Annotated in this window: 18 protein-coding genes; 11 read left to right on the forward strand and 7 right to left on the reverse strand. The window is 61.0% G+C overall.

From position 1 onward, the window contains the following. The first annotated feature begins 78 nt into the window (after nucleotides 1-78). The 3 genes from VFI82_10330 to VFI82_10340 all read left to right on the forward strand — a co-directional run bounded on the left by VFI82_10330 (nucleotide 79) and on the right by VFI82_10340 (nucleotide 2,610). Nucleotides 79-1,692 (forward strand): leucyl aminopeptidase, encoded by a 1,614-nt coding sequence (locus tag VFI82_10330; GenBank protein ID HET7185072.1) that lies wholly within the window; start codon nucleotides 79-81, stop codon nucleotides 1,690-1,692. Nucleotides 1,693-1,749: 57 nt separating this feature from the next. After that, nucleotides 1,750-2,166, forward strand: coding sequence for a hypothetical protein (locus tag VFI82_10335; GenBank protein HET7185073.1), 417 nt, complete (start codon nucleotides 1,750-1,752; stop codon nucleotides 2,164-2,166). Nucleotides 2,167-2,277: 111 nt separating this feature from the next. Further along, a complete protein-coding gene (locus VFI82_10340; protein HET7185074.1) occupies nucleotides 2,278-2,610 on the forward strand; it encodes a hypothetical protein in 333 nt (110 codons plus the stop codon). A 114-nt stretch (nucleotides 2,611-2,724) separates the two neighbouring features. On the opposite strand, the gene VFI82_10345 is transcribed toward VFI82_10340, so the two are convergent. The 4 genes from VFI82_10345 to VFI82_10360 all read right to left on the reverse strand — a co-directional run bounded on the left by VFI82_10345 (nucleotide 2,725) and on the right by VFI82_10360 (nucleotide 7,475). Beyond that, nucleotides 2,725-4,443 carry an amidohydrolase family protein gene (locus tag VFI82_10345; GenBank protein ID HET7185075.1) on the reverse strand — a complete coding sequence of 573 codons (1,719 nt, stop codon included), beginning with the start codon at nucleotides 4,441-4,443 and terminating at the stop codon, nucleotides 2,725-2,727. Then, nucleotides 4,440-5,675, reverse strand: coding sequence for a M20/M25/M40 family metallo-hydrolase (locus VFI82_10350; protein ID HET7185076.1), 1,236 nt, complete (start codon nucleotides 5,673-5,675; stop codon nucleotides 4,440-4,442). The genes VFI82_10345 and VFI82_10350 overlap by 4 nt, the downstream gene beginning before the upstream one ends. A gap of 71 nt (nucleotides 5,676-5,746) precedes the next feature. Beyond that, complete coding sequence (locus VFI82_10355) at nucleotides 5,747-6,997, reverse strand: hypothetical protein (GenBank protein HET7185077.1); 1,251 nt, start codon at nucleotides 6,995-6,997, stop codon at nucleotides 5,747-5,749. 127 nt (nucleotides 6,998-7,124) lie between these two features. Continuing rightward, nucleotides 7,125-7,475, reverse strand: coding sequence for a hypothetical protein (locus VFI82_10360; GenBank protein ID HET7185078.1), 351 nt, complete (start codon nucleotides 7,473-7,475; stop codon nucleotides 7,125-7,127). A 190-nt stretch (nucleotides 7,476-7,665) separates the two neighbouring features. On the opposite strand from VFI82_10360, the gene VFI82_10365 reads away from it, so the two are divergent. Then, nucleotides 7,666-8,982 (forward strand): amino acid permease, encoded by a 1,317-nt coding sequence (locus tag VFI82_10365; protein HET7185079.1) that lies wholly within the window; start codon nucleotides 7,666-7,668, stop codon nucleotides 8,980-8,982. Here VFI82_10365 and VFI82_10370 read toward each other — a convergent pair whose 3' ends face one another. Together VFI82_10370 and truA are read right to left on the reverse strand one after the other, a co-directional pair. Further along, a complete protein-coding gene (locus tag VFI82_10370; protein ID HET7185080.1) occupies nucleotides 8,983-10,554 on the reverse strand; it encodes an aldehyde dehydrogenase family protein in 1,572 nt (523 codons plus the stop codon). A 122-nt stretch (nucleotides 10,555-10,676) separates the two neighbouring features. Beyond that, nucleotides 10,677-11,432 carry a tRNA pseudouridine(38-40) synthase TruA gene (gene truA / locus VFI82_10375; protein ID HET7185081.1) on the reverse strand — a complete coding sequence of 252 codons (756 nt, stop codon included), beginning with the start codon at nucleotides 11,430-11,432 and terminating at the stop codon, nucleotides 10,677-10,679. A gap of 245 nt (nucleotides 11,433-11,677) precedes the next feature. Between truA and VFI82_10380 the strand changes: the two genes are divergently transcribed. From VFI82_10380 to VFI82_10390, 3 genes are all read left to right on the forward strand, one after another. Further along, nucleotides 11,678-13,738, forward strand: a complete 2,061-nt coding sequence (locus tag VFI82_10380) for a TolC family protein (GenBank protein HET7185082.1) — start codon at nucleotides 11,678-11,680, stop codon at nucleotides 13,736-13,738. A 100-nt stretch (nucleotides 13,739-13,838) separates the two neighbouring features. Further along, complete coding sequence (locus tag VFI82_10385; GenBank protein ID HET7185083.1) at nucleotides 13,839-14,606, forward strand: glycosyltransferase family 2 protein; 768 nt, start codon at nucleotides 13,839-13,841, stop codon at nucleotides 14,604-14,606. 55 nt (nucleotides 14,607-14,661) lie between these two features. Next, nucleotides 14,662-15,699, forward strand: coding sequence for a DUF5700 domain-containing putative Zn-dependent protease (locus VFI82_10390; GenBank protein HET7185084.1), 1,038 nt, complete (start codon nucleotides 14,662-14,664; stop codon nucleotides 15,697-15,699). Here VFI82_10390 and VFI82_10395 read toward each other — a convergent pair. After that, entirely contained in the window at nucleotides 15,696-16,031 is a 336-nt protein-coding gene (locus VFI82_10395; GenBank protein HET7185085.1) for a hypothetical protein, read from the reverse strand. The genes VFI82_10390 and VFI82_10395 overlap by 4 nt on opposite strands. A gap of 242 nt (nucleotides 16,032-16,273) precedes the next feature. Between VFI82_10395 and VFI82_10400 the strand changes: the two genes are divergently transcribed. The 4 genes from VFI82_10400 (at nucleotide 16,274) to VFI82_10415 (ending at nucleotide 19,722) form a co-directional block, all read left to right on the forward strand. After that, a complete protein-coding gene (locus VFI82_10400) occupies nucleotides 16,274-18,073 on the forward strand; it encodes a methylmalonyl-CoA mutase family protein (GenBank protein HET7185086.1) in 1,800 nt (599 codons plus the stop codon). A 118-nt stretch (nucleotides 18,074-18,191) separates the two neighbouring features. After that, nucleotides 18,192-18,410, forward strand: coding sequence for a hypothetical protein (locus tag VFI82_10405; protein HET7185087.1), 219 nt, complete (start codon nucleotides 18,192-18,194; stop codon nucleotides 18,408-18,410). Nucleotides 18,411-18,475: 65 nt separating this feature from the next. Further along, on the forward strand, nucleotides 18,476-19,177 hold the full coding sequence (locus tag VFI82_10410; GenBank protein HET7185088.1) for a DNA-3-methyladenine glycosylase: 702 nt from the start codon (nucleotides 18,476-18,478) through the stop codon (nucleotides 19,175-19,177). Nucleotides 19,178-19,299: 122 nt separating this feature from the next. Beyond that, nucleotides 19,300-19,722, forward strand: coding sequence for a cobalamin B12-binding domain-containing protein (locus VFI82_10415; protein HET7185089.1), 423 nt, complete (start codon nucleotides 19,300-19,302; stop codon nucleotides 19,720-19,722). The last annotated feature ends 163 nt before the right edge of the window (nucleotides 19,723-19,885 follow it).

Genomic DNA, 19,885 nt, shown 5'->3' on the forward strand with positions numbered 1-19,885 from the left:
TCAGTTTAATAATTTTGCGCGGCAAGAATTTCTTAACGGACAGTCCAGAAATGCTTTTTGCCTGCAAGGAATAACAACATGAAGACAACGCTCTCCTTTTCCTCCCCGGCTCAGCTTGAGACTGAATGCCTCGTCATTCCGGTGCTTGATCATGGCGATAAGGACAAGCCCGTCGTTCGTATCACCGTCGGCGACAAAGCGCTCCAGGATGCCGCCGCCGAGCTCATCTCCACCGGCGAAGTCACCGGCAAAATTTTTGAAACCGTCATGTTGCATCGTCCACCCGGACTTCGAGCCAAGCGCCTGCTCCTGATCGGCGGCGGAAAAGCCAAGAACTTCTCCGCTTTCGAACTGCGCAAGCTTGCCGGCACCGCCGTGCGTTTTCTCAAGCCGAAGTCCATTCGCACCTTCGCCTTCGTTTTGCCTGCGCTGGCCACCGGCTCTGCCGATGCCGTGAAGTCCGTGATCGAAGGCGCCTTCGTCGGCAACTTTGACCCCGACAAGTACCGCAGCGACCGCAAGGACCAGCAGATCGATGACCTCACCATCGTAGCCGGCCAGGATGAACCCGCGCTGCGCGCCGTGGTTGAGCAGGGCCGCATCATCGGTGAGTCGCAGAACTTCACCCGCGAACTGGTCAACGAGCCCGGCAATCGCATGACCCCCACCATGATGGCGGAGCACGCCCGCCGCATGGTCGAGTCGCTCCATGTGCCCGAACTTACGATCGACACTTATGGTGCCGAGAAGATCAAGGAACTCAAGATGGGCGCTTTCTGGAGCGTCGCGCAGGGCTCCGACGAGCCCCCTGCATTGATCGTGGCGCGATATGAGCCCCAGGACGCCCCGGCGACGCCTGTCATCGGCCTCGTCGGCAAGGGCATCACCTTCGACACTGGCGGCATCTCCATCAAACCGGCCGACGGCATGGAGAAAATGAAGTACGACATGGCGGGCGGAGCGGCCATGCTGGGAGCCATCCGCGCCATCGCGCTGCTCAAGCCGAAAGTCCGCGTTATTGCTGTTGTCTGCGCTTCGGAAAACATGCCTTCCGGGAAGGCGCAAAAACCCGGCGATGTGCAGATCGCGATGTCCGGTAAGTCGATCGAGATCATCAACACCGACGCCGAAGGACGCCTCGTTCTCGCCGACGGCCTGTACTATGCCCGCCAGCTTGGCGCCACGCACCTGGTCGATGCGGCCACTCTTACCGGCGCCTGCGTGGTCGCGCTCGGCGCTGTCAATGCCGGTGTTTTCACCAACAATGACGCCATGTGGGAGCGTTTTCGCGGCGCCTTGCAGCGGGCCGGCGAAAAGATGTGGCGTCTGCCCGTCGATACCGAATATCTGGAGCTCATTCGCTCTTCCATCGCCGACATCAAGAACACCGGCGGACGCTACGGCGGCGCCATCACCGCGGCGATGTTCCTGAAGGAATTCGTGGACGAGACGCCGTGGATGCACCTCGACATCGCCGGCACGGCCTGGGAAGAAGAGAACAAAGCCTGGATCGCCAAGGGTCCGTCGGGAATAGCGGTGCGCTCGTTGGTGGAATTTGTGCGCGACATCGAACGCAATGGCCCGCCCACCGATGGAGCCCGCTCGCCCAATGATCTCGGAGCGCGCTCGCCCTCGAGCGCGACCTCAACCGAAGCCGCCCAAGCCCGCTCGGATCAAGGCGCAGGTTTGTAGCGGTTGCGGGCAACACGAGGAGAGCATAGGATTTCAAACTCTCGGAAAGGAGTTCCCATGCATAAAGATCCGTCACTGGGACTCAACCGCCGCAGCTGGCTCAAGCTTGGCATTTCTGCCGCGGCCGCCGCGTCCGCATCAACCCTTCTGCTGCAAGCGCAAGCTGGGCCCGAAAGCTGCGCGCCCCCCATCCCGCAAGATCACGCTGTATCCAACGGGGGCTTGTGCCCGTTTCCCATCCCGTGGCTCGACAAGAATGGCAATCACAACCAGATGCCGAAGGATAATGTCGAGCTCTCCAACATTTTTCACTTTAACGGCAAACTGGCGCGCTGTGCCGGCTTCAAGGGAATGGGCACCGACAACCAGGGCAACCGCCTCGCCTGGGGCAATCCGACTACGGATTACAGCTACATGGCCGGTGAGTACTGGGCCGCGCGCAAAGCTCAGCAAGGCATCTTCACCCATACTTGACTCACCGTCTTCAAGGGACCGGCGGTCCCTGCCAACCAGATCCACGATTTCCATCCGCCCATCTCACCGGAAGGTCTTTACTGGGTCACTCCCGTTCCTGCCAGCGGCCTCGTGTTCAGTGCCGACGGAAAAGTCGCCACCCTGCAGATGAACAATGTTGCCGTCATTGACCAGCCCAAATGGCCCGCCATGGACGCGGAAACTACGCCCGCATTCATGGACTTTAAGCTCGTTTTCAAGCAGCTTGACGAGACTGTGACCTTCGACAATCCCCAGCAGCAGTACCACTTCGAAGGACACCGGGCAAGCGCGCAACTGGAAGCCACCATCCGCGTGCCGTCGATCAATTTCACATTCAAGACCGACCCGCTGGAATCGTCGAAGTGTGATTTCGCGGTGATGGGCACCGAGGTCAACGGTAAGTACTACCCGGCGAAAGGATGAGATCTTACCGGGACGGGAGCAGTTCCAAGACGGGGTAACCCGCCACGATGGCCGCGAAGGCATCCGGCGAGAACCAGCGCGCACGCGAAAGTAGCTGGAACGAATCTAAACAGATTACTTCGCCGCTTCGTACACGGTCTTACCGCCAACCACGGTGCGCAGCACCTTGGTCTGCAGAATTTCCGCCGGCGCAACCTTGCTGATATCGCGGTCAAGAACCACGAAATCGGCAAGGAACCCGGGCGCCAGCCTTCCCTTCTCCGACTCGGCAAATTCCGCGTAAGCGGCGCCGGTCGTGTAGGCAGCAATGGCCTGGTCAATCGAGATCTTCTGTTCCGGCACGTACTCCTTCGTGCCCGCTTCATTCTTGCGCGTGACCGCGGCGTAGAGTCCGCGGAAAGGCGTGATTGGTTCTACCGGATAGTCGGTGCCGAACGCGAGCACCACACCGTTGCGCAGAAATTCATTCCACGCGTAGGAATGCTTCGCTCTTTCGGTACCGATGCGCTGAATCGCCCAATTCATGTCCGTCAGCAGGTGGTTGGGCTGCATGGAAGCGATCACCCGCAGCTGGCGAAAGCGTGCGAAGTCTTCCGGCTCGACCACCTGCGCGTGCTCCATGCGGAAACGAAAGCCGCCGGGCTGTTGCAGTTGCGGCGCGTTCGGATTTTTTTCTTCGACGTATCGTTCGGCGGCGGCAAATGCCTGCAAGGCCATGGCCACACCGCGATCGCCGATGGCGTGGAAACCCATCTGGAATCCCGCCGCCGCTCGCTGGGCAGACATCTGGTCCAGTGTTGCCTGTTCATATTGCGGCAGGCCGGAATTCTTCGGTTCGTCGGTGTACGGCGACAGCATCGCCGCGGTATGCGATCCGATCGAGCCGTCCATGAACGCTTTCAGCATTCCGGTGTGCAGCATCGGGTCTGCGGGCGAATGGAACACGCGGTGCTGCTCCAGAATGTTCAACGGCTGCGGGAACGGCAGCCACTCGGAAATACGCAGTGTCAGCTTGCCCTCATTTTCCAGGTCGGCATAGGTGAGGAAGTCCTCCCATTGCGAGTTGTCCTGCGCCGATGTGAGCCCGTAGCGCGCCGCCTGCTGCAGCGCCAGTTCGGCTCCGCGCCGCCGTTGCGCCGGCGTCGGCGGGGGAACCATTTTCCGCGCCAGGACTTGCGCAGTTTCGCGCAAGCCGCCTTCGGGTTCACCCGTGTTGTCGCGATCGATGCGACCGCCCTCCGGATCCTGCGTTTGTTTCGTAATGCCCGCGATGCGCAGCGCCGCCGTGTTCGCCACCAGCATATGCCCGTCGGTGCGAATGAAGAGCGCAGGATGGTCCCCGGTGACAGAGTCCAGGTCCTGCCGCGTTGGAATTTTCTGCGCGGTCCACTTGGTATCGTCCCAGCCCCGGCCCAGGATCCACTCGCCAGGCCCGGCGCTCTTCACGCGCTCGGCAATGCGCGCCTTCATTTCCTCCAGAGATTTCACCTCCGACAGCTCAACGTTCAGCATCTCGAAGCCGCCGTTCGCGAGGTGCAGGTGTGCGTCGTTCAACCCGGGCATGACGAAGTGCCCGCCCAGGTCGATCACTTGCGTCCGCGGGCCTTTCCTCTTGCGAAGCGCATCGCTAGTGCCGACCTCCACGATGCGCCCTTTCTTCGCCGCGATTGCTTGCGCGCGCGGATACACCTTGGCTGCAGCGCCGCCGAATCCTTCCTCTGCGCCGGTGTAAATGTCGCCGTTGATGAAGATCTGATCGGGAGCTTCGAGCTTGCTGGACTGCGCTTGCAGGTTCATGGCGAACAGAATCATTAACGGAACAACAAGTTTCATTCCTGGACTCCGGCCACCGCGAGCACGGTCAGCAGGATGCGCCGCAATCCGAGATCGCGCCCGGTAGGGTCATACCACTCGTGCAGCGTGTGCGCGCCTCCTCCAGCTCCACCGGCTCCGATCGCCACCGCGTCACGTCCTTGCGATAAGGGAATGTTGGCGTCAGTGGAAGCGCGTTGCAGGCGCGCATTGTTGTCCAGCAACGTGTCCACGGCCTGGATCACCGCCAGCAGCGGACTTCCAGCGCCCAGCCTCGCCGCCGGTCTGCTGCCGATGAGCTTGATATCGGCGGCCAAGCCGCTATGCGAGCGCCCGCCAAAAGTCGTACGAGGCTCCTGCGCGACGGCGCGCTCCACGGCATCGCGCAACGCTCGCTCCAGGCGTTCCACCTGCTCGCCTGCCACGGAACGGATGTCCACCTTGATGCTTGCCGTTTCCGGAATCGAATTCACCGACGTGCCGCCGCTGATGACGCCGATATTAAACGTCGTCTTCGGCGATGCGGGAATCGGCGTGCGCGCGAACTGATCAATGGCGCGGGCCAGCACCACGATCGGGTTGGCTGTGCCGAAATCGCTCCAGGAATGCCCGCCCGGGCCGAACAGCGTCACCAGGAAACGCTTGCTCCCGAGCGCCTCGGTCACCACGGTGTCAGTGCCGGCGCCATCGAGCACTAACGTCGCCGCAATTGTGTCCCGCCAGCACGCCTCGGCGAAAATGTAACGCATCCCGCGCACGTCGCCTTCTCCCTCTTCGCCGACGTTGCCGATGAATGCCAGCGGCCACTCGGTGCGGATTTCCGCGTGTTGCAAAGCGCCCGCCAGCGCCAGCAGTGCCGTGATCCCGGCGCTGTTGTCGGAAATGCCCGGACCATAAAGCCGATTGTTTTCGCGCCGAACGACGACTCCCGTGCCGGCGGGAAATACCGTGTCCATGTGCGCCGTAACCGCCAGGTACTTCGGCTCCGGTTGCGCCGCCGCTCCCGGACGAATACCGATCACGTTGCCGATGCCGTCAATGTGCACTTCCTCAAGGCCCAGCTCGCGAAAACGCGCTGCCAGCCATTCTGCGCGCGCCGTTTCGCCGAACGGTGGCGCCGGGATCCGCGTTACTTCCATCTGCCGTTCCAGCAACAACTCTTCGTGTGCCAAGAACCACGCAGTCGCGGCCTCCACCGGCGCCAGGGCGGCGATGCGCGACACCTGCCGCGCGACGGCGGTTTGTGCCGGCATGGGAGACTCCGCGGCTGGCATGGGATTCGCCATGGGCAAATTGGGATCTTACCTAACTTGAAACGAGGAACTCAATGAGTCGCGGATGCCGAGGGCTGGCAACATTCGAGGATCTCGTTTTCGGTCAGCATTCGGTCCGACCTCTTGGCGCGCTGGTAGATGCGCTCCACCACCTCGCTGGTGGGGTCCAGGCCGCGGCGCTCCAGCCAGAAAACAATGTTGGACTTTCCGCTCATCGGGCCGATCTCGATAATCTGTTCCAAGCCGAAATAGTGCGCTGGAACGCCGGAGTATACGTTGTTCGCCAGTTCGACGTCGTTCTTTTTGTAGGCCTTGATGACCGCCGCTGCGTGCACGCCGGTACCGGTGCGGTAGGCGTCTTCGCCGACCACCGGGTAGTTGCGCGGAATCGGCAGGCCGGTTGCGCGCGCGATCGCCACGCAATAATCCTTCAGCTTGGAAAGGTCCTGGTCATTCCACGGTGGAATCCCCATCAGCTTCAGATTGACCAGCATCTGGTCCATCTGCGTGTTGCCCACGCGCTCGCCGATGCCGAGGCCGCAGGCATGCACGCAATGTGCCCCGCCCATCAACGCCGCCAGCGAATTTGCCAAAGCCATGCCGCGGTCACAGTGGCCGTGCCAGTCCACGCGGATCATCATGCCCGACGGCACCACGACTTCCTTGACCACGTAGCGCACCAGGTGCAGCGCGCCCATGGGCGTGGCGTGACCGCAGGTGTCGCAGATCACGATTGCTCGCGCCCCGCAGTTGATCGCCGTCGCATACAGCTTCTTCACCGTCGCCGGGTCACAGCGGGTGGTGTCCTCGGTCACGTACATGACGGGCAGCCCCAGCGACACCGCGTACTTCACCGCTTTCTCCGTCGTCTGCAGCAGGAAGTCCTCGCTCCACCCCTCCGTATAGCGTCGGATCGGACTGGAGCCGATGAAGGTTGCGGCCTCAATCTCCAGGCCGGTCTTTTGCGCGATCTCGGCGATAGGACGAATATCGTTCTCGTGCGTCCGCGCCGCGCAATTGGCCTTGATCTTCATTTTATTGCCGGCGATCTCGCGTGCCAGGGCGGTGGCGTGCTCCACCGCGCGTGGTCCGGCGCCGGGCAGGCCGATGTCGAGCGAGTTGATGCCCAGCGTCTCCATCAGGTGAAGGATTTCGATTTTCTCTGCAATGGAGGGATCGCGCACCGACGGCGATTGCAGCCCGTCGCGCAGCGATTCGTCATTGAGCAACACCGGCCCGCCCGGCTTGAAATCCGGCCCGGGCACGTTGTTCCAGTCGTAAATCAGCTCCGACGCTTTCACGCTCATCCGCTTAGATGCGCTGTTTACCCCGCGGAACGCTGTCTTCCGCACTCAACTGCGACGGGAGAGTCTCCACCGGCCCGGTTGGCGGCGCTGCACCCCTGTGCCAAAACCGGCGCCTCCTCATCTACTTCGTATCCTTCGGGGGCAGGGTCAGACCGAAGGTCGATATCTCGCCGCGCCCGGCGACATTGAGCCCGCTCGGATCCTTCGGATTGGGCAGGTAGAGCGTGCGGCAGTGCTCGCAACGGTAAATCTCGGCGTTGGGGCCGAACGCCTGTTCCACATCACCGCAGGCTTTTTCCAGCACGTCGCTCGTGTAGAACCAGCGCTTCAGGTGTCCACCGCAGAGCTTTCCTTTGGCGTCTTTTTCATTGCAGGCGCGTTGCCCGGGTTTCTTGATCTTGATCTTGTGCTTTGCAAGTTGGGGCACGTTGCCGGAGTTAACGCTGTCTGTTTGCATGGGGGCGGTCGCCATTGGTTCTTTCTGAAAGATCGCGAAAATTGTGATGAAAACAGGCCATTTTACTGGTCAATCCGCGAAGAAGGAAGAGGATTGTAGCTGCCGCAGCAGGCAGCCGCATTAGAATAGCCGGATTTTGTCGAAGGTCGTGAGCCCCTGGCCGGCGGATTCCGGCCGGACGTCCCGCGACCCAGGTCCAACAAAAATGCCTGCCCCACCAGCAATCCACGAGACTGGCCTGGTTCGCGCCATCGGGCGCTGGAGCCTGGCGGCGCTGATGTTCAACACCATCATCGGCGCCAGCGTATTCGGTCTTCCATCGCTTTTGGCCGCACGACTCGGCGCGTGGAGCGTACCCGGTTATCTGATTGCCGGCGTAGGCGTGGGCGTCATCGCCGCTTGTATGGCAGAGGTGGGTTCACAATTTCGCGAGACGGGAGGACCGTATCTCTACGCGCGGGCGGCATTCGGGCCGTTTGTCGCTATCCAGATCGGCTGGATGATGTGGCTGTCGCGCATCGCCGCCACCTCGGCTGTTGCAGACCTGTTCATCTCCTACAGCACGCAATTTTTCCCCGGCATTGAAGCCCCGTTGCCGCGAGCGATTCTATTACTCTCGCTGATCTCCTTCCTGGCCATAGTGAACTATCTGGGCGTGAGTGGCGCGACCACCGTGAGCAACTTTTTCAGCGCAGCCAAACTCGGTCTCCTGGCGTTTCTAATCGCAGGTTGCGGATTGGCGCTAGTGCTCCATCCCGCCCTACGCAGTATCCCGCCGGCGATTTCGGCCAGCGTTGGCGATTGGTTCGACAGCATTGTCCTGATGGTGTACGCCTACGGTGGATTCGAAGCCGTTTTCTTAGTGACGGGGGAGTCGCGGGACCCACGGCGCGACCTCCCCTTTGCGATTGCTGTCTCCATTGCCGCCGCCGCCCTCGTGTTTGTCGCTTTGCAATATGTCGTCATTCACATCCTCCCCAACGCCGCAGCCAGTGGCAAACCCGCCGCCGACGCGGCACAGCGATTCCTGGGCCAAGTAGGAGGATGGTTCGTCGCGGCGGGGGCCCTGGTTTCAATGTATGGATATCTCAGTGCCAGCTTGCTGCACTCCCCACGCTTGACCTTCGCCATGGGAGAGCAGGGCGATTTTCCACGCTGGTTTGCCGCCATTCATCCCCGCTTCCAAACGCCCTATGTTTCGATTCTGCTGTTTGCCGCCCTGGCAATGGCCTTCTCCATCGCCGGAAATTTTCGATGGAACGCCGTCTTAACCACACTGTCCAAAATCCTGGTATACGGTGGGGTCGCCGCTGCTCTGCCCGCATTGAGGCGAAAGCAGCCTCAGGCTGACGCATTCCGACTGCCTGCCGGAAACTTTTTTGCGGTGCTCGCGCTGTTGTTCATGGCAGTGCTGGCGACGCGTATCCAGCGTAGTGCCGGGGCGGTGCTGGCGATTACGCTGTTGGTCGGATTTGCCACCTGGATGTGGGCACGGCGGAAATTCGTGATCACTCGCACCTAATCACAACCTTTTCCGCAACAGTGATCCCGCCGAGCGCAGCGCCCCCCGCATTCGCGTGAGCAGCCTGGGCGCGAAAAGCCAGTCTGCGAAGGACTCCATCTGTCGCCCGAACTCTGGCCCATAGCCGTACCACCAGGTTTTTTTCATTCCCGGCAGGCGATCGGAATCGAGATACTGCGTCCAGACCATCTCTTCCAGACCCAAGCGTCCATGCGTGCGTCCCATCCCGCTGCACTTCACGCCCCCGTGTGGCGCCTCGCTGATGCCGAAGCCGACCACAGCATCGTTGACCAGCACGGTTCCCGCTGAAATTTGCCGCGCCACCCGCTCGCCACGGCTGCGGTCTCGAGTCCAGACGCTGGCGGCAAGCCCAAATTCCGAGTCGTTGGCGAGACGAATGGCTTCCTCGTCGGAATCGAACGCCATGATGGGCAGCACCGGCCCGAACGTCTCCTCGCGCATGACCCGCATGGAGTGGTCCACTCCAGTCATGACCGTGGGCGCGTAGAAATTCGGACCCAACTCCGTTATTCGCCGTCCGCCCGCGAGCACGCGCGCGTCATGCGCCACCGCGTCGTTCACCTGCTCCTCCACGATTCGCAGCTGGCGCTCGTGGATCATGGGGCCGATGTCAGTGTCGGGCTCGGCGCCATTGCCGACCTTAAGCTTTCGCGTCTTCTCGACGCACATTTCCACGAAACGGTCATATAAGCTGCGATGCACGTAACACCGCTCCACCGATAAGCACGCCTGCCCCGCATTGACGAACGCTCCCCACACCGCGCCGCTCGATGCCACGTCCAGGTCGGCATCGTCGAGCACCAGCATGGGATCCTTGCCGCCGAGCTCGAGCACCACCGGCAGAAATCGTGCCGCACAAGCCTGGGCAACTCGCCGCCCAGTGGCGACGCTGCCAGTAAACACCAGCTTGTCGATCGGCGACGCAATCAGCGCCGCGCCAGTTGCGCCGTCGCCGACCACCACCTCGAACAATCCGTCGGGCAATTTCGCGGCCTCGAATAACGATTTCAATTCCAGAGCGCACAGCGGCGTGAACTCCGACGGCTTCAGCACCACCGCATTCCCCATGACCAGCGCCGCCACCACTTCTCCTGCCGGTGTGGAGAATGGAAAATTCCAGGGCGAAATGATGCCGACCACCCCGTGCGGACGCCGCAACAGCCGCCCGGCTTTTGCCTTCATGATTGGATTCCTGTGCGGCACCGGTTCAGCGCGCAGCATCTCCGGGGCCTGCTCGATGCAGAAGCGCGTCGCATCCAGCGCAACTACAACCTCCTGGACCAACGCCTCGGCATAAGGCTTGCCGGCCTCGCGGGTAATCAGCCGCGCAACCTCTTCTTTCTTCGCGTGAAGGCACGTCTGAAAGGCGCGCAGTATCTCGATCCGCCGCTGTATTCCGGTAGCCTCCCAGGCAAGTTGCGCCTTGCGCGCGCGCTCCACCGCGCCCGCGACCTCGCCGTCCTTCGCGCAATCGAACTCGCGCAAAGTCTCCCCGGTAGCGGGATTTACCGCGACAATGCGCCGGGCGACCACTTGGGGTTCCGTTGCCATGTGTCCGCAGATTAACGCAAAGGCCCCATCCTTGGCATTGTGTATCGCCGATTCGCTCAAACTGCCCGAATTGCTTCCCACTTCGGTTCGAAGCCTGTGGTCCCAATCCGAGGCCATGCGTCTCAATATTCCACCGAGACCAGGTACAGCCCGCCTGCCGGCGCGGTCGCCCCGGGATTCGCCGAGCGGTCGCGCGCCTGCAAGATGCGCACAACGTCGCCCGCCTGCAGTGATCTTTTGCCCACCAGCAGGAACGTTCCCACCAGGTTGCGTACCATGTGGTGTAAAAATCCGTTGCCGCGGACCGTGTACACCAATTCCTCGCCCGCGCGCTCCCACTTCGAGACCGAGATGGCCCGCACATTTGACCGGTCGCCGTTCTCGTCGCGCTTCTCCGGATCGACTGCCGCGAATGACGTGAAATCGTGCTCGCCGACGACTGCAGGCGCCGCAGCCATCATGGCCTGCTCGTCCAGCGGATATGGATGGTGATACACCTGCCTGGCCAGAAACGGCGGGCAAATGTCGCCGCGAAAGACGCGGTATCGATACGTCTTCGCCCGTGCCGACCTTCGAGCATGAAACTCCGGCTTCACTTCTTCCACCTGCATCACTCGGATGGTTGCCGGGAGGATGTCATTCAGCGCAATTACGAGGTTGGAATCCGGAATCGACGTTTCCATCGTGCACGACGCCACCTGCGCCAGCGCGTGCACGCCGGCATCGGTCCGTCCTGAGCCCTGCGGCAGTACGCTCTCGCCGGTGATCCGGCGCAGCGCCTCGGCCAGCGTCCCCTGGATGGTCGGCCGGCCCGGCTGCACCTGCCAGCCGCTGAATTCGGAGCCATCGTAGGCGAGCGTGATTTTCAGCGTACGCATGCGAGAAACTTTGCCGGCAACGAAACTCCTGCCGCTGTGTTTACACAATCTTTACTCGATGGAGGCGATGAGCCGCGCCGCCTCAGATATACTGGTGCGTTTCTGCAACATGCAGCGGGGCACCCAAACTCCGTCTGCCGGTTTTTTGAACCTGCCGGAGGGCAATTGCGTATCACCTGGTGACGAATCGCAACCTTCGGCAGTCTATCGCAATGCACGCTGTACGACGTACGGGAGAGAGAAGCATGTCATCGAGGTCTTTTTTTGTGTTTCGCGGCACTCTCATCGCTTTCACGGTTGCGGCATGCCTGGCTTCGTCGGCGTGGGCACAGCGAACCGATTATTCGAGAGGAGCACCACCCCTCCCCAATCCCATCGCGCCTTACCTGGCGCGGACTGTGCCGGCACCCAATTTCGCCAACAGCCCGCGCATTGACCAGTTGATCCAGAACGGCAAGCTTATGCTTTCGCTGGACGACGCCATTACGCTGGCGCTGGAAAACAATCTCGACATCGCCATCGCGCGCTATAACCTCGACATTGCCGACACCGACATTCTGCGCACCAAGTCGGGCGCCGCTGCCCGCGGCGTCGCCGCCGGAATCGTCAGCGGCACGCCCGGAGGCGGCGTGGGCGGTTTCGGCACCGGAGCCTCCGGGGCCAGCGCCGGCGGCACCAGCAGCGCGGCCGGCGGCGCCGGCACCGGCACCGGCGGTTTGGTCACCTCCACCACCGGCGTCGGACCGACAGTTCCTTCTTTCGACCCGTTCGTCAGCAGCACCTTGCAGATTGAACGCGCCGTCTTTCCGCAATCCAACGCTGTCATTGCCGGCGTTTCTACCCTGAACCAGAACACGAGCACCGCGAACTTCACCTATAACCAGGGATTCGCCACCGGCACCAACATGAGCGTGGGGTTCAACAACTCTCGCGTTACCTCCAACAGCGCCCGGACATTTTTGAGCCCGGCGCTCAACAGCAGTTTTCGGCTCACGATCAGCCAGCATCTTCTGCAGGGTTTCGGCATCGCGCCCAACCTGCGCTTCATCCGGCAGGCGAAGAACAGCCGCGAAATCGCCGACGTTGCCTTCCGCGGCCAGGTGATTTCCACGGTCACTCAAGTCCAGAACATTTACTGGGACCTGGTGAATGCCTATGAGGATGTGCGCGTGAAGGAGCGCTCCCTCGGACTGGCTAACCAGTTGCTCGGCGACACGCAGAAGCAGGTGCAGATCGGCACCCTGGCGCCGATCGAGGTCGTGCGCTCGCAAAGCGCGGTCGCTTCCGCGAAGCAGGACCTGATCATCAGCCAGACGGCCCTCCAGTTGCAGCAGCTGCTGACCAAGAACGCACTCTCACGCAACCTTCAGGATCCCGCGCTTGCCGCCGCCGAGGTGATCCCGACCGACACCATGTCCATGCCGAGCACGGAGCCGGTCACGCCGATTCAGGATATGCTCAACGACGCGCTCTCCCACCGCTGGGAACTGGCACAGTCGCGTATTGACCTCACCAATCGCGAGATCAACAAAAAAGGCGCCCGCAGCGCCCTGCTTCCGACCGTGGACCTGTTTGCTTTCTATGGTGCTTCGGCGCTGGGTGGCGTGGGGACACCCGCCAGCATTGCATTCGGAAGTCCCATTCCGACCACCGGCTACGGCTCCACATTCGGCGGTCTGTTCGACAGCAGCGCTCCCGACAAGGGGATGGGCCTGTCGATCAACATTCCGATTCGCAACCGCAGCGCCCAGGCTGACCAGGTTCGCTCCGAACTGGAATATAGCCAGGCGCAAATGCGCTTGCAGCAGCTGCAGAACCAGATTCGCATCGAGGTGCGCAACGCCCAGTACTCCCTGGAGCAAAACCGGGCGCGCGTTGACGCCGCGCAGGCCGGCGCCAAGCTCGCCGCCGAAAGCCTCGATGCCGAGCAGAAAAAATATCTCCTCGGCGCTTCCACCAATTACAACGTCCTGCAGTCGCAGCGTGACCTGGCGCAGGCGGAATCGAACCTGGTCAGCGCCCGCGCAGCGTACGAAAAATCGCGTGTCGAAGTCGACCGCGCTACCGGCGTCACGCTCAGTCATCTCGGTATCGATATTGCGGATGCCGAAAGTGCTCAAGTAAAGAAATCCCCGAATGTGCCGGGCGTCGTGCCTCGTACCGACAATCCGCAGGCTCCGCCGACCATTCCGCAGGCCGGTCAGCCCGCCCAACCTTTGCCGCCAACGCCGACCGGTCCTGTCGGTCAGCCCCCGGCGCAGCAGCCGCCTGCGGCGGAGAAGCCAACTCCGCCGGAACTGCAGTAAGCACATTGCGGAATTGAAATTGCAGAATTGCTTCGCGCGACGAAAGCAATTCTGCAATTCCGCAGTTCGGCAATTCCGCAATTCAATCTACAATCTCGCCGTGCTCTCGGTTGCCATCATCACGCTGAATGAGGAAGAAAACCTTCCGCGCACTCTGGAAAGCGTGAAGGACCTGGTGCGCGATCTCGGCGGCGAAATCATCATCGTTGATTCCGGTTCAACCGACCGCACTCTCGACATCGCGCGCCAGTACGGCGCAAAAATCTTTTCCGAGGAATGGAAGGGCTTCGCCGGACAAAAAAATTCCGCGCTGGAAAAAGCTGGCGGCGATTGGATTTTATCTCTGGATGCGGACGAGCCGCTGGAACCCGCTGCGGCAGAGGAAATTCACGCTCTGTTGACCGCCACTCCGTCGGTGCAGGGCTACTGGATTCCCCGCAAGAATTTCTTTCTCGGTCGCTGGATCCGTCATGGCGGCTTCTATCCCGACCGCAAGTTGCGCCTCATCCGACGCGGCGCGGGACTATGGATCGAGCACGGCGCTCATCCCACCATTCAGGTCACCGGCCCAACCGCCAATCTCCGCCACGCCATGCTCCACCACGCCTATCCCACGCTGGCCGGCTATATCGCGCACATGAACAGTTACTCCACCATGCAGGCCAAACACCTGCATCAAGCCCGCCGTCGCGGTTTCGATCTGGTCAACATCGTCCTCAACCCGATCGCCACGTTTGTCTACAACTATGTTTTCCGGCTGGGATTCCTCGATGGCCGCGAAGGCTTGCTGCTCCACCTCTACCACTCAGTGTACGTGAGCTGGAAATACGCCAAGGCGTGGGAACTTGGTCGCAGCGTTGACGAATAAGTTTCCAGCCCGTCTAACTTCCCGGAGAGTTCCATTGCGCCGACTCATACTTGCCATGCTTTTGCTGGCCGCTGTTGCCTGCGCTTTTGCTGCCGACACATCCAGGCGTGTCCAACTCCGATTGGACACCAGTGAAGCCGACGCCGTCCTCGCGATTCTTGCCAGACAGAATGCCGGCCAGTCCGTCGCCACCGGTGATTGGGAAAGACTGTTCGCTACCGAACCCTACCAGCGTCTCAAGCGACGCGAGGCCGACATGCATCGCGACTTCACCGACGACGATTTCAAGAAGTTCGTGTTGTCTGACGCAACCCTGAAGCGTTCGGCCGAACTGCGACGCACACTCGCAGAATGGAAACAGGCCGACCTGAACGCCGCCGCCCAGCGCGTGCTGGCCTACCTGCCCGCCGAGTCCGTCATTCGCGCGAAGGTTTTTCCCGTCATTAAACCGCAAAGCAACAGCTTCGTGTTTGATACGGAAACGGACCCAACCATCTTCCTTTATCTCGATCCCGCCGAGGGCCAGGCGCGTTTCGAAATTATCGTTGCCCACGAACTGCATCACATCGGCCTTTCCAGCAACAGCAAAGCTTATGACCAGGCCATCGCTTCCCTGCCTGCCGGACCCCGTGCCGCCGCCGAGTGGATGGGCGCGTTCGGAGAAGGGGTAGCCATGCTCGCCGCCGCCGGAGGTCCGGACATCGACCCTGTCGCAACCTATACGACGGAGTTGCAAGCGGAGTGGAAGCGCGACATGCAGAATTTCAATGCCGATCTGGATCGAGTTCAGCAGTTCTTCCTCGACGCATCTTCCGGCCGTCTTTCCAGCCAGGACGAAGTTCGCGGGCAGGCGATGAAATTTTTCGGAAGCATCGGCCCATGGTATTCACTGGGCTACCGGATGGCGGTCCTGGTCGAGCAACGCTACGGGCGCGCCGCCCTGATCCAGTGCATGCTGGATTTCCGCAAACTGCCGGCCTCGTATAACCGCGTTGCCGCAGAAATAAATGCGCGAGGTAAACAGCACCTCGCGCTCTGGTCCCCGGAATTGCTGAAAGCGGTCGACGCCCAGCCCGTCCCTCAAGCCCGTTAGATCTGCTTCAACATCCGCGCCGGTTTCGCCGGCAGCACGGACGGCACGGATGGCTTCTGCGGCGCCGGAGCCACCTTTTCGGGCTTCCGTTTTTCTTGCTTGGACGGCCCCTTCGGATCGGTGACGTTCATTTTCGCGTGCTGCTTGGCCAGATCCTGAGCGCGCATCTGCGTCAGTTGCTTGCTGTCGCTCCACAGCTGCTGGATCAGTACGCGCTGCTTCTCGATCGTGAGGCCCTGTTCCGCCACTACCAGCGTCATCACCAGGCAAGTCAATAAAGCCAAAATCCGCGGCCACCCCGCCTGTAGGCCGTCTTGTTCCAGCTTGTCCATGGTCGTACCCCCGCCTTGTCGACTCTGCTGCTGAGTATCGCAACCGGAGAGCCATAGCTTGCATTTGTAAGCCATTGATATGTAAAGGCTTGTTTCAGTAACCTGGCGGCCGTTACCGCAACCGTTTGCAGTTTCCAGGAAACACTTTGACCTTTTCCGGGCTGGCACTGTTTTCCGAATGCGTGCGATTGCTACGCCCCGCCGCATCTCTATATGATGGGTAGTTTGTTTCGCCACTGCGTATGGCTGACATCAAGAGCACGGACAAACCTGTAGCCGAATCGCCGATCACCGACATTTTTGAAGGTCGTCATCCCTCCGATACCGAAAAGAAATGGGCCGAGGGCACGCTGGCGAAGACCCTGGAGAAGGCGCCGGAAAAGCCCATTGGCGCCGCTACGGGCACCAACCTCGACCAGCACGGCCGCGCCCGCTACACCACCATCTCCAACTATCCCGTGCGACGTCTCTATACCCAGGCCGACCTGCCAGGAGACTGGAAGTACGACGATTATCTTGGCTACCCGGGCCAGCCTCCCTACACCCGCGGCATTCACGCCACCGGATACCGCGGCAAGCTTTTCACCATGCGCCAGTTCTCCGGCTTCGCCTCCCCGGAGGAAACCAACGAGCGCTACAAGTACCTGCTCGCGAGCGGTGGCACCGGGTTGTCGGTCGCATTCGATCTTCCTACCCTGATGGGCTACGACAGCGATCATCCATTCAGCGAAGGCGAGGTCGGCAAGTGCGGCGTTGCCATTGATTCGCTCGAGGACATGGAGATCCTCTTCAACGGCATCGATCTTGAGAACGTCACTACCTCCATGACCATCAACTCGCCCGCCTCGGTGCTGTGGGCCATGTACCTGGTGGTTGCGGAAAAGCAGAAAGCGGATTGGAAGAAAATCTCCGGCACCATCCAGAACGACATCCTCAAGGAATACATCGCGCAGAAGGAATATATCTATCCGCCCGCGCCCAGCATGCGCCTGGTGATCGATACCTTCGAGTTCGGGTCCAAGTTCACGCCGCGCTTCAACACCATCTCCATTAGCGGTTACCACATTCGGGAAGCGGGCTCCACCGCGCTGCAGGAATTGGCCTTCACCATTTACGACGGCGTGGAATACGTCGAGTGGGCGCTCCGCCGCGGACTCGATGTCGATGAATTCGGCCCTCGCCTCAGCTTCTTCTTCAATGCCCACAACGATTTTTTCGAGGAGCTCGCCAAGTACCGCGCCGCGCGCAAGATCTGGTACCGCCTGATGAAGGACCGGCTGCACGCGAAGCTCGACCGCACTCGGCTGATGCGGTTCCATACGCAGACCGCAGGCGTCTCCCTCACCGCGCAGCAGCCGATGAACAACATCGCCCGTGTCGCCATCCAGGCGCTCGCCGCCGTGCTCGGCGGCACCCAGTCGCTGCATACCGACGCCTACGACGAAGCCCTGGCGCTACCTACCGCCGAAGCCGCGCGCATTGCGTTGCGGACGCAGCAAATCATCGCTTACGAGTCCGGGGTCACCCAGACCATTGATCCGCTCGGCGGCTCTTTTTTCCTCGAGCGCCTGACGCTGGACATGGAAAAAGGCGCTTTCGATTACTTCGAGAAAATGGACGCCATGGGCGGCATGGTCAAGGCCATCGAGCGCGGCTATCCGCAGAAAGAAATCGCCGAAGCCAGCTACCAGTATCAGCGTGCCGCGGAAAATCGAGAGAAGATCATCGTCGGTGTCAACGAGTTCGCTATCGAGGAACCTTCCCCGGAAATTCTCTATATTGATGAGTCGGTTGCCCAACAGCAAACGGAAAAGCTGAAGAAATTGCGCCAACGCCGCAGCAACGACGAAGTTCGCCGCCGCCTCGAGGCCCTGAAGCGCGCCTCCGCCGAGGAGCCTCGCGCCAGGCCCGACGCTTCCATCTCCGAGGCCAATACCATGCCTTACATCATCGACGCTGTCCGCGCCTATGCCACCGTCGGCGAAATCTGTGACGCCCTGCGCGACGTCTACGGCACCTACGAGGAAGCCAGCATTACGTAATATTTGATAATGCGTAAACGTTCAAAGAGTAGGAGCGCGGGCGCTCTCGCCCGCGCATAGCGACACGAGCCGAATAGGCGTGAGCAGCCCGCCAGAGTAGCCGCGCATCTCACTCCCCATGCGCCCTCTACTCGCCGTCGGCTTGATCCTGATTGTCCTCGGAATACTTTCCTTGTTCGTCGGCATCCCGCACCAGCACAGCAGCGGTATCCAGGTGGGCGACGCCAAGATCGGGGTTCAGACCCAGACTTCCGACCGCATTCCCCTGCCCGCCTCTGTTGCCATCATCATTGGCGGCGTCGTGCTGGCTGCCGTTGGCGGTCGCTCCTCCCGCTGAGCCTTTTACACGTTTTTACCGGAATGCGAATCTATAGCGTGCGCCGGTAAATCTATAATTTCGTCATGCGCCGCGCCATCGATCACCTCAAGAAGTCCGATCCCGTCATGGCGGAACTCATTGCCCGGATCGGACCTTTTCGCCTCGACCGCCGTCCCGCAACCTTCGAAGCCATGGTCCGCGCCATCGTCTTCCAGCAATTGGCCGGCGCCGCCGCCCGCACCATCTACCTGCGCCTGCAAATCGCCTGCGAGAAGGCTGTCCACGGACAGGACACCGAGCGCTCTCTCTATGGCGGCTTCGGCATCACGCCGGAATCCGTCCTTGCGCTGACCGAGGAGCAGATGCGCTCCTGCGGTCTTTCCCGGCAAAAGCTCAGCTACATTCGCGATCTCGCCGCCAAGACCATTTCACGCGAAGTTGATTTCGAGAGCCTCCCCAACATGACCGACGAGGAGGTCATCGCGCACCTCACGCGCGTCAAAGGCGTCGGCGTCTGGTCGGCGCAAATGTTCCTCATCTTCGCCCTGGGCCGTCTCGACGTCATGCCCACCGTCGATCTCGGCATCAACATGGCCATCTGCCGCCACTACAACAAACGCAAGGTCCCCAAGCCGAAACAGATCCTGAAATTTTCAGAAAAGTGGAAGCCCTACCGCTCTTTAGCCTGCTGGTATTTATGGCGCTCTTCCGACAAACCGGAAGCAAAATCTCAGCCACAGCGAACACCTAGGAATACCAAGTCAAGACGCGCCAAGGCTTCTTGACTCCGATCCGTAGGTCCCGGCGCCTCGCCGGGACCACCTTTCCTATCTTGACCCTGGCGTCTTCTGCTTTGCGCCTTGAGTGTGTTTTCTCTGTGTCCTCTGTGGTTAAATAATGATTTGCCATGCCCGCCGAGCGCAAAATCCGTGTCCTGGTCGCCAAGCCTGGACTCGACGGCCACGACCGCGGCGCCAAGGTCATCGCCCGCGCTCTTCGCGATGCCGGCATGGAGGTCATTTACACCGGCCTCCGCCAAACGCCGGAAATGGTCGTCAACGCTGCCTTGCAGGAAGACGTTGACGTCATCGGCCTTTCCATTCTTTCCGGCGCCCATAACGCCATCGTGCCCCGCGTCATGGACCTGCTGAAGCAGAACAACATGGACGACGTCCTGGTGCTGGTCGGCGGCATCATCCCCGACCAGGACGTTCCCGCGCTGAAGCAAAAAGGCGTTGCCGGTATCTTTCAGCCCGGCACCGCTATGGACGAGATCGTCCAGTTCATCCGCCAGAACATCAAACCGCGCGGCATCCCCGCCAGCACCTAGAATTCAAGAACGCCTCAGATTGCACGGATGAACACGATTAAACGCACCCTGAACCTGTGTCATCCGGAGCGAGGGCGAATGCCCGCAGGTCCGCGGGCGTTTCGGCGAAAGTACCCCGGAGCGGAAGAATCTCTTGCCTTGTCTGTGTTCACCGTGTAAATCC

The sequence above is a fragment of the Terriglobales bacterium genome (genome assembly GCA_035691485.1).
In the GTDB taxonomy this organism is placed as follows: domain Bacteria; phylum Acidobacteriota; class Terriglobia; order Terriglobales; family Acidobacteriaceae; genus JAIQGF01.

Bases quoted from the DNA above. Each gene is read 5' to 3' on its own strand.
- VFI82_10380 (HET7185082.1), top strand. From the start codon at position 11,678: ATGTCATCGAGGTCTTTTTTTGTGTTTCGCGGCACTCTCATCGCTTTC.
- truA (HET7185081.1), bottom strand. From the start codon at position 11,432: ATGCGTACGCTGAAAATCACGCTCGCCTACGATGGCTCCGAATTCAGC.
- VFI82_10335 (HET7185073.1), top strand. From the start codon at position 1,750: ATGCATAAAGATCCGTCACTGGGACTCAACCGCCGCAGCTGGCTCAAG.
- VFI82_10350 (HET7185076.1), bottom strand. From the start codon at position 5,675: ATGCCGGCACAAACCGCCGTCGCGCGGCAGGTGTCGCGCATCGCCGCC.
- VFI82_10395 (HET7185085.1), bottom strand. From the start codon at position 16,031: ATGGACAAGCTGGAACAAGACGGCCTACAGGCGGGGTGGCCGCGGATT.
- VFI82_10400 (HET7185086.1), top strand. From the start codon at position 16,274: ATGGCTGACATCAAGAGCACGGACAAACCTGTAGCCGAATCGCCGATC.
- VFI82_10410 (HET7185088.1), top strand. From the start codon at position 18,476: ATGCGCCGCGCCATCGATCACCTCAAGAAGTCCGATCCCGTCATGGCG.
- VFI82_10405 (HET7185087.1), top strand. From the start codon at position 18,192: ATGCGCCCTCTACTCGCCGTCGGCTTGATCCTGATTGTCCTCGGAATA.
- VFI82_10365 (HET7185079.1), top strand. From the start codon at position 7,666: ATGCCTGCCCCACCAGCAATCCACGAGACTGGCCTGGTTCGCGCCATC.
- VFI82_10330 (HET7185072.1), top strand. From the start codon at position 79: ATGAAGACAACGCTCTCCTTTTCCTCCCCGGCTCAGCTTGAGACTGAA.
- VFI82_10360 (HET7185078.1), bottom strand. From the start codon at position 7,475: ATGGCGACCGCCCCCATGCAAACAGACAGCGTTAACTCCGGCAACGTG.
- VFI82_10370 (HET7185080.1), bottom strand. From the start codon at position 10,554: ATGGCAACGGAACCCCAAGTGGTCGCCCGGCGCATTGTCGCGGTAAAT.
- VFI82_10345 (HET7185075.1), bottom strand. From the start codon at position 4,443: ATGAAACTTGTTGTTCCGTTAATGATTCTGTTCGCCATGAACCTGCAA.
- VFI82_10390 (HET7185084.1), top strand. From the start codon at position 14,662: ATGCTTTTGCTGGCCGCTGTTGCCTGCGCTTTTGCTGCCGACACATCC.
- VFI82_10415 (HET7185089.1), top strand. From the start codon at position 19,300: ATGCCCGCCGAGCGCAAAATCCGTGTCCTGGTCGCCAAGCCTGGACTC.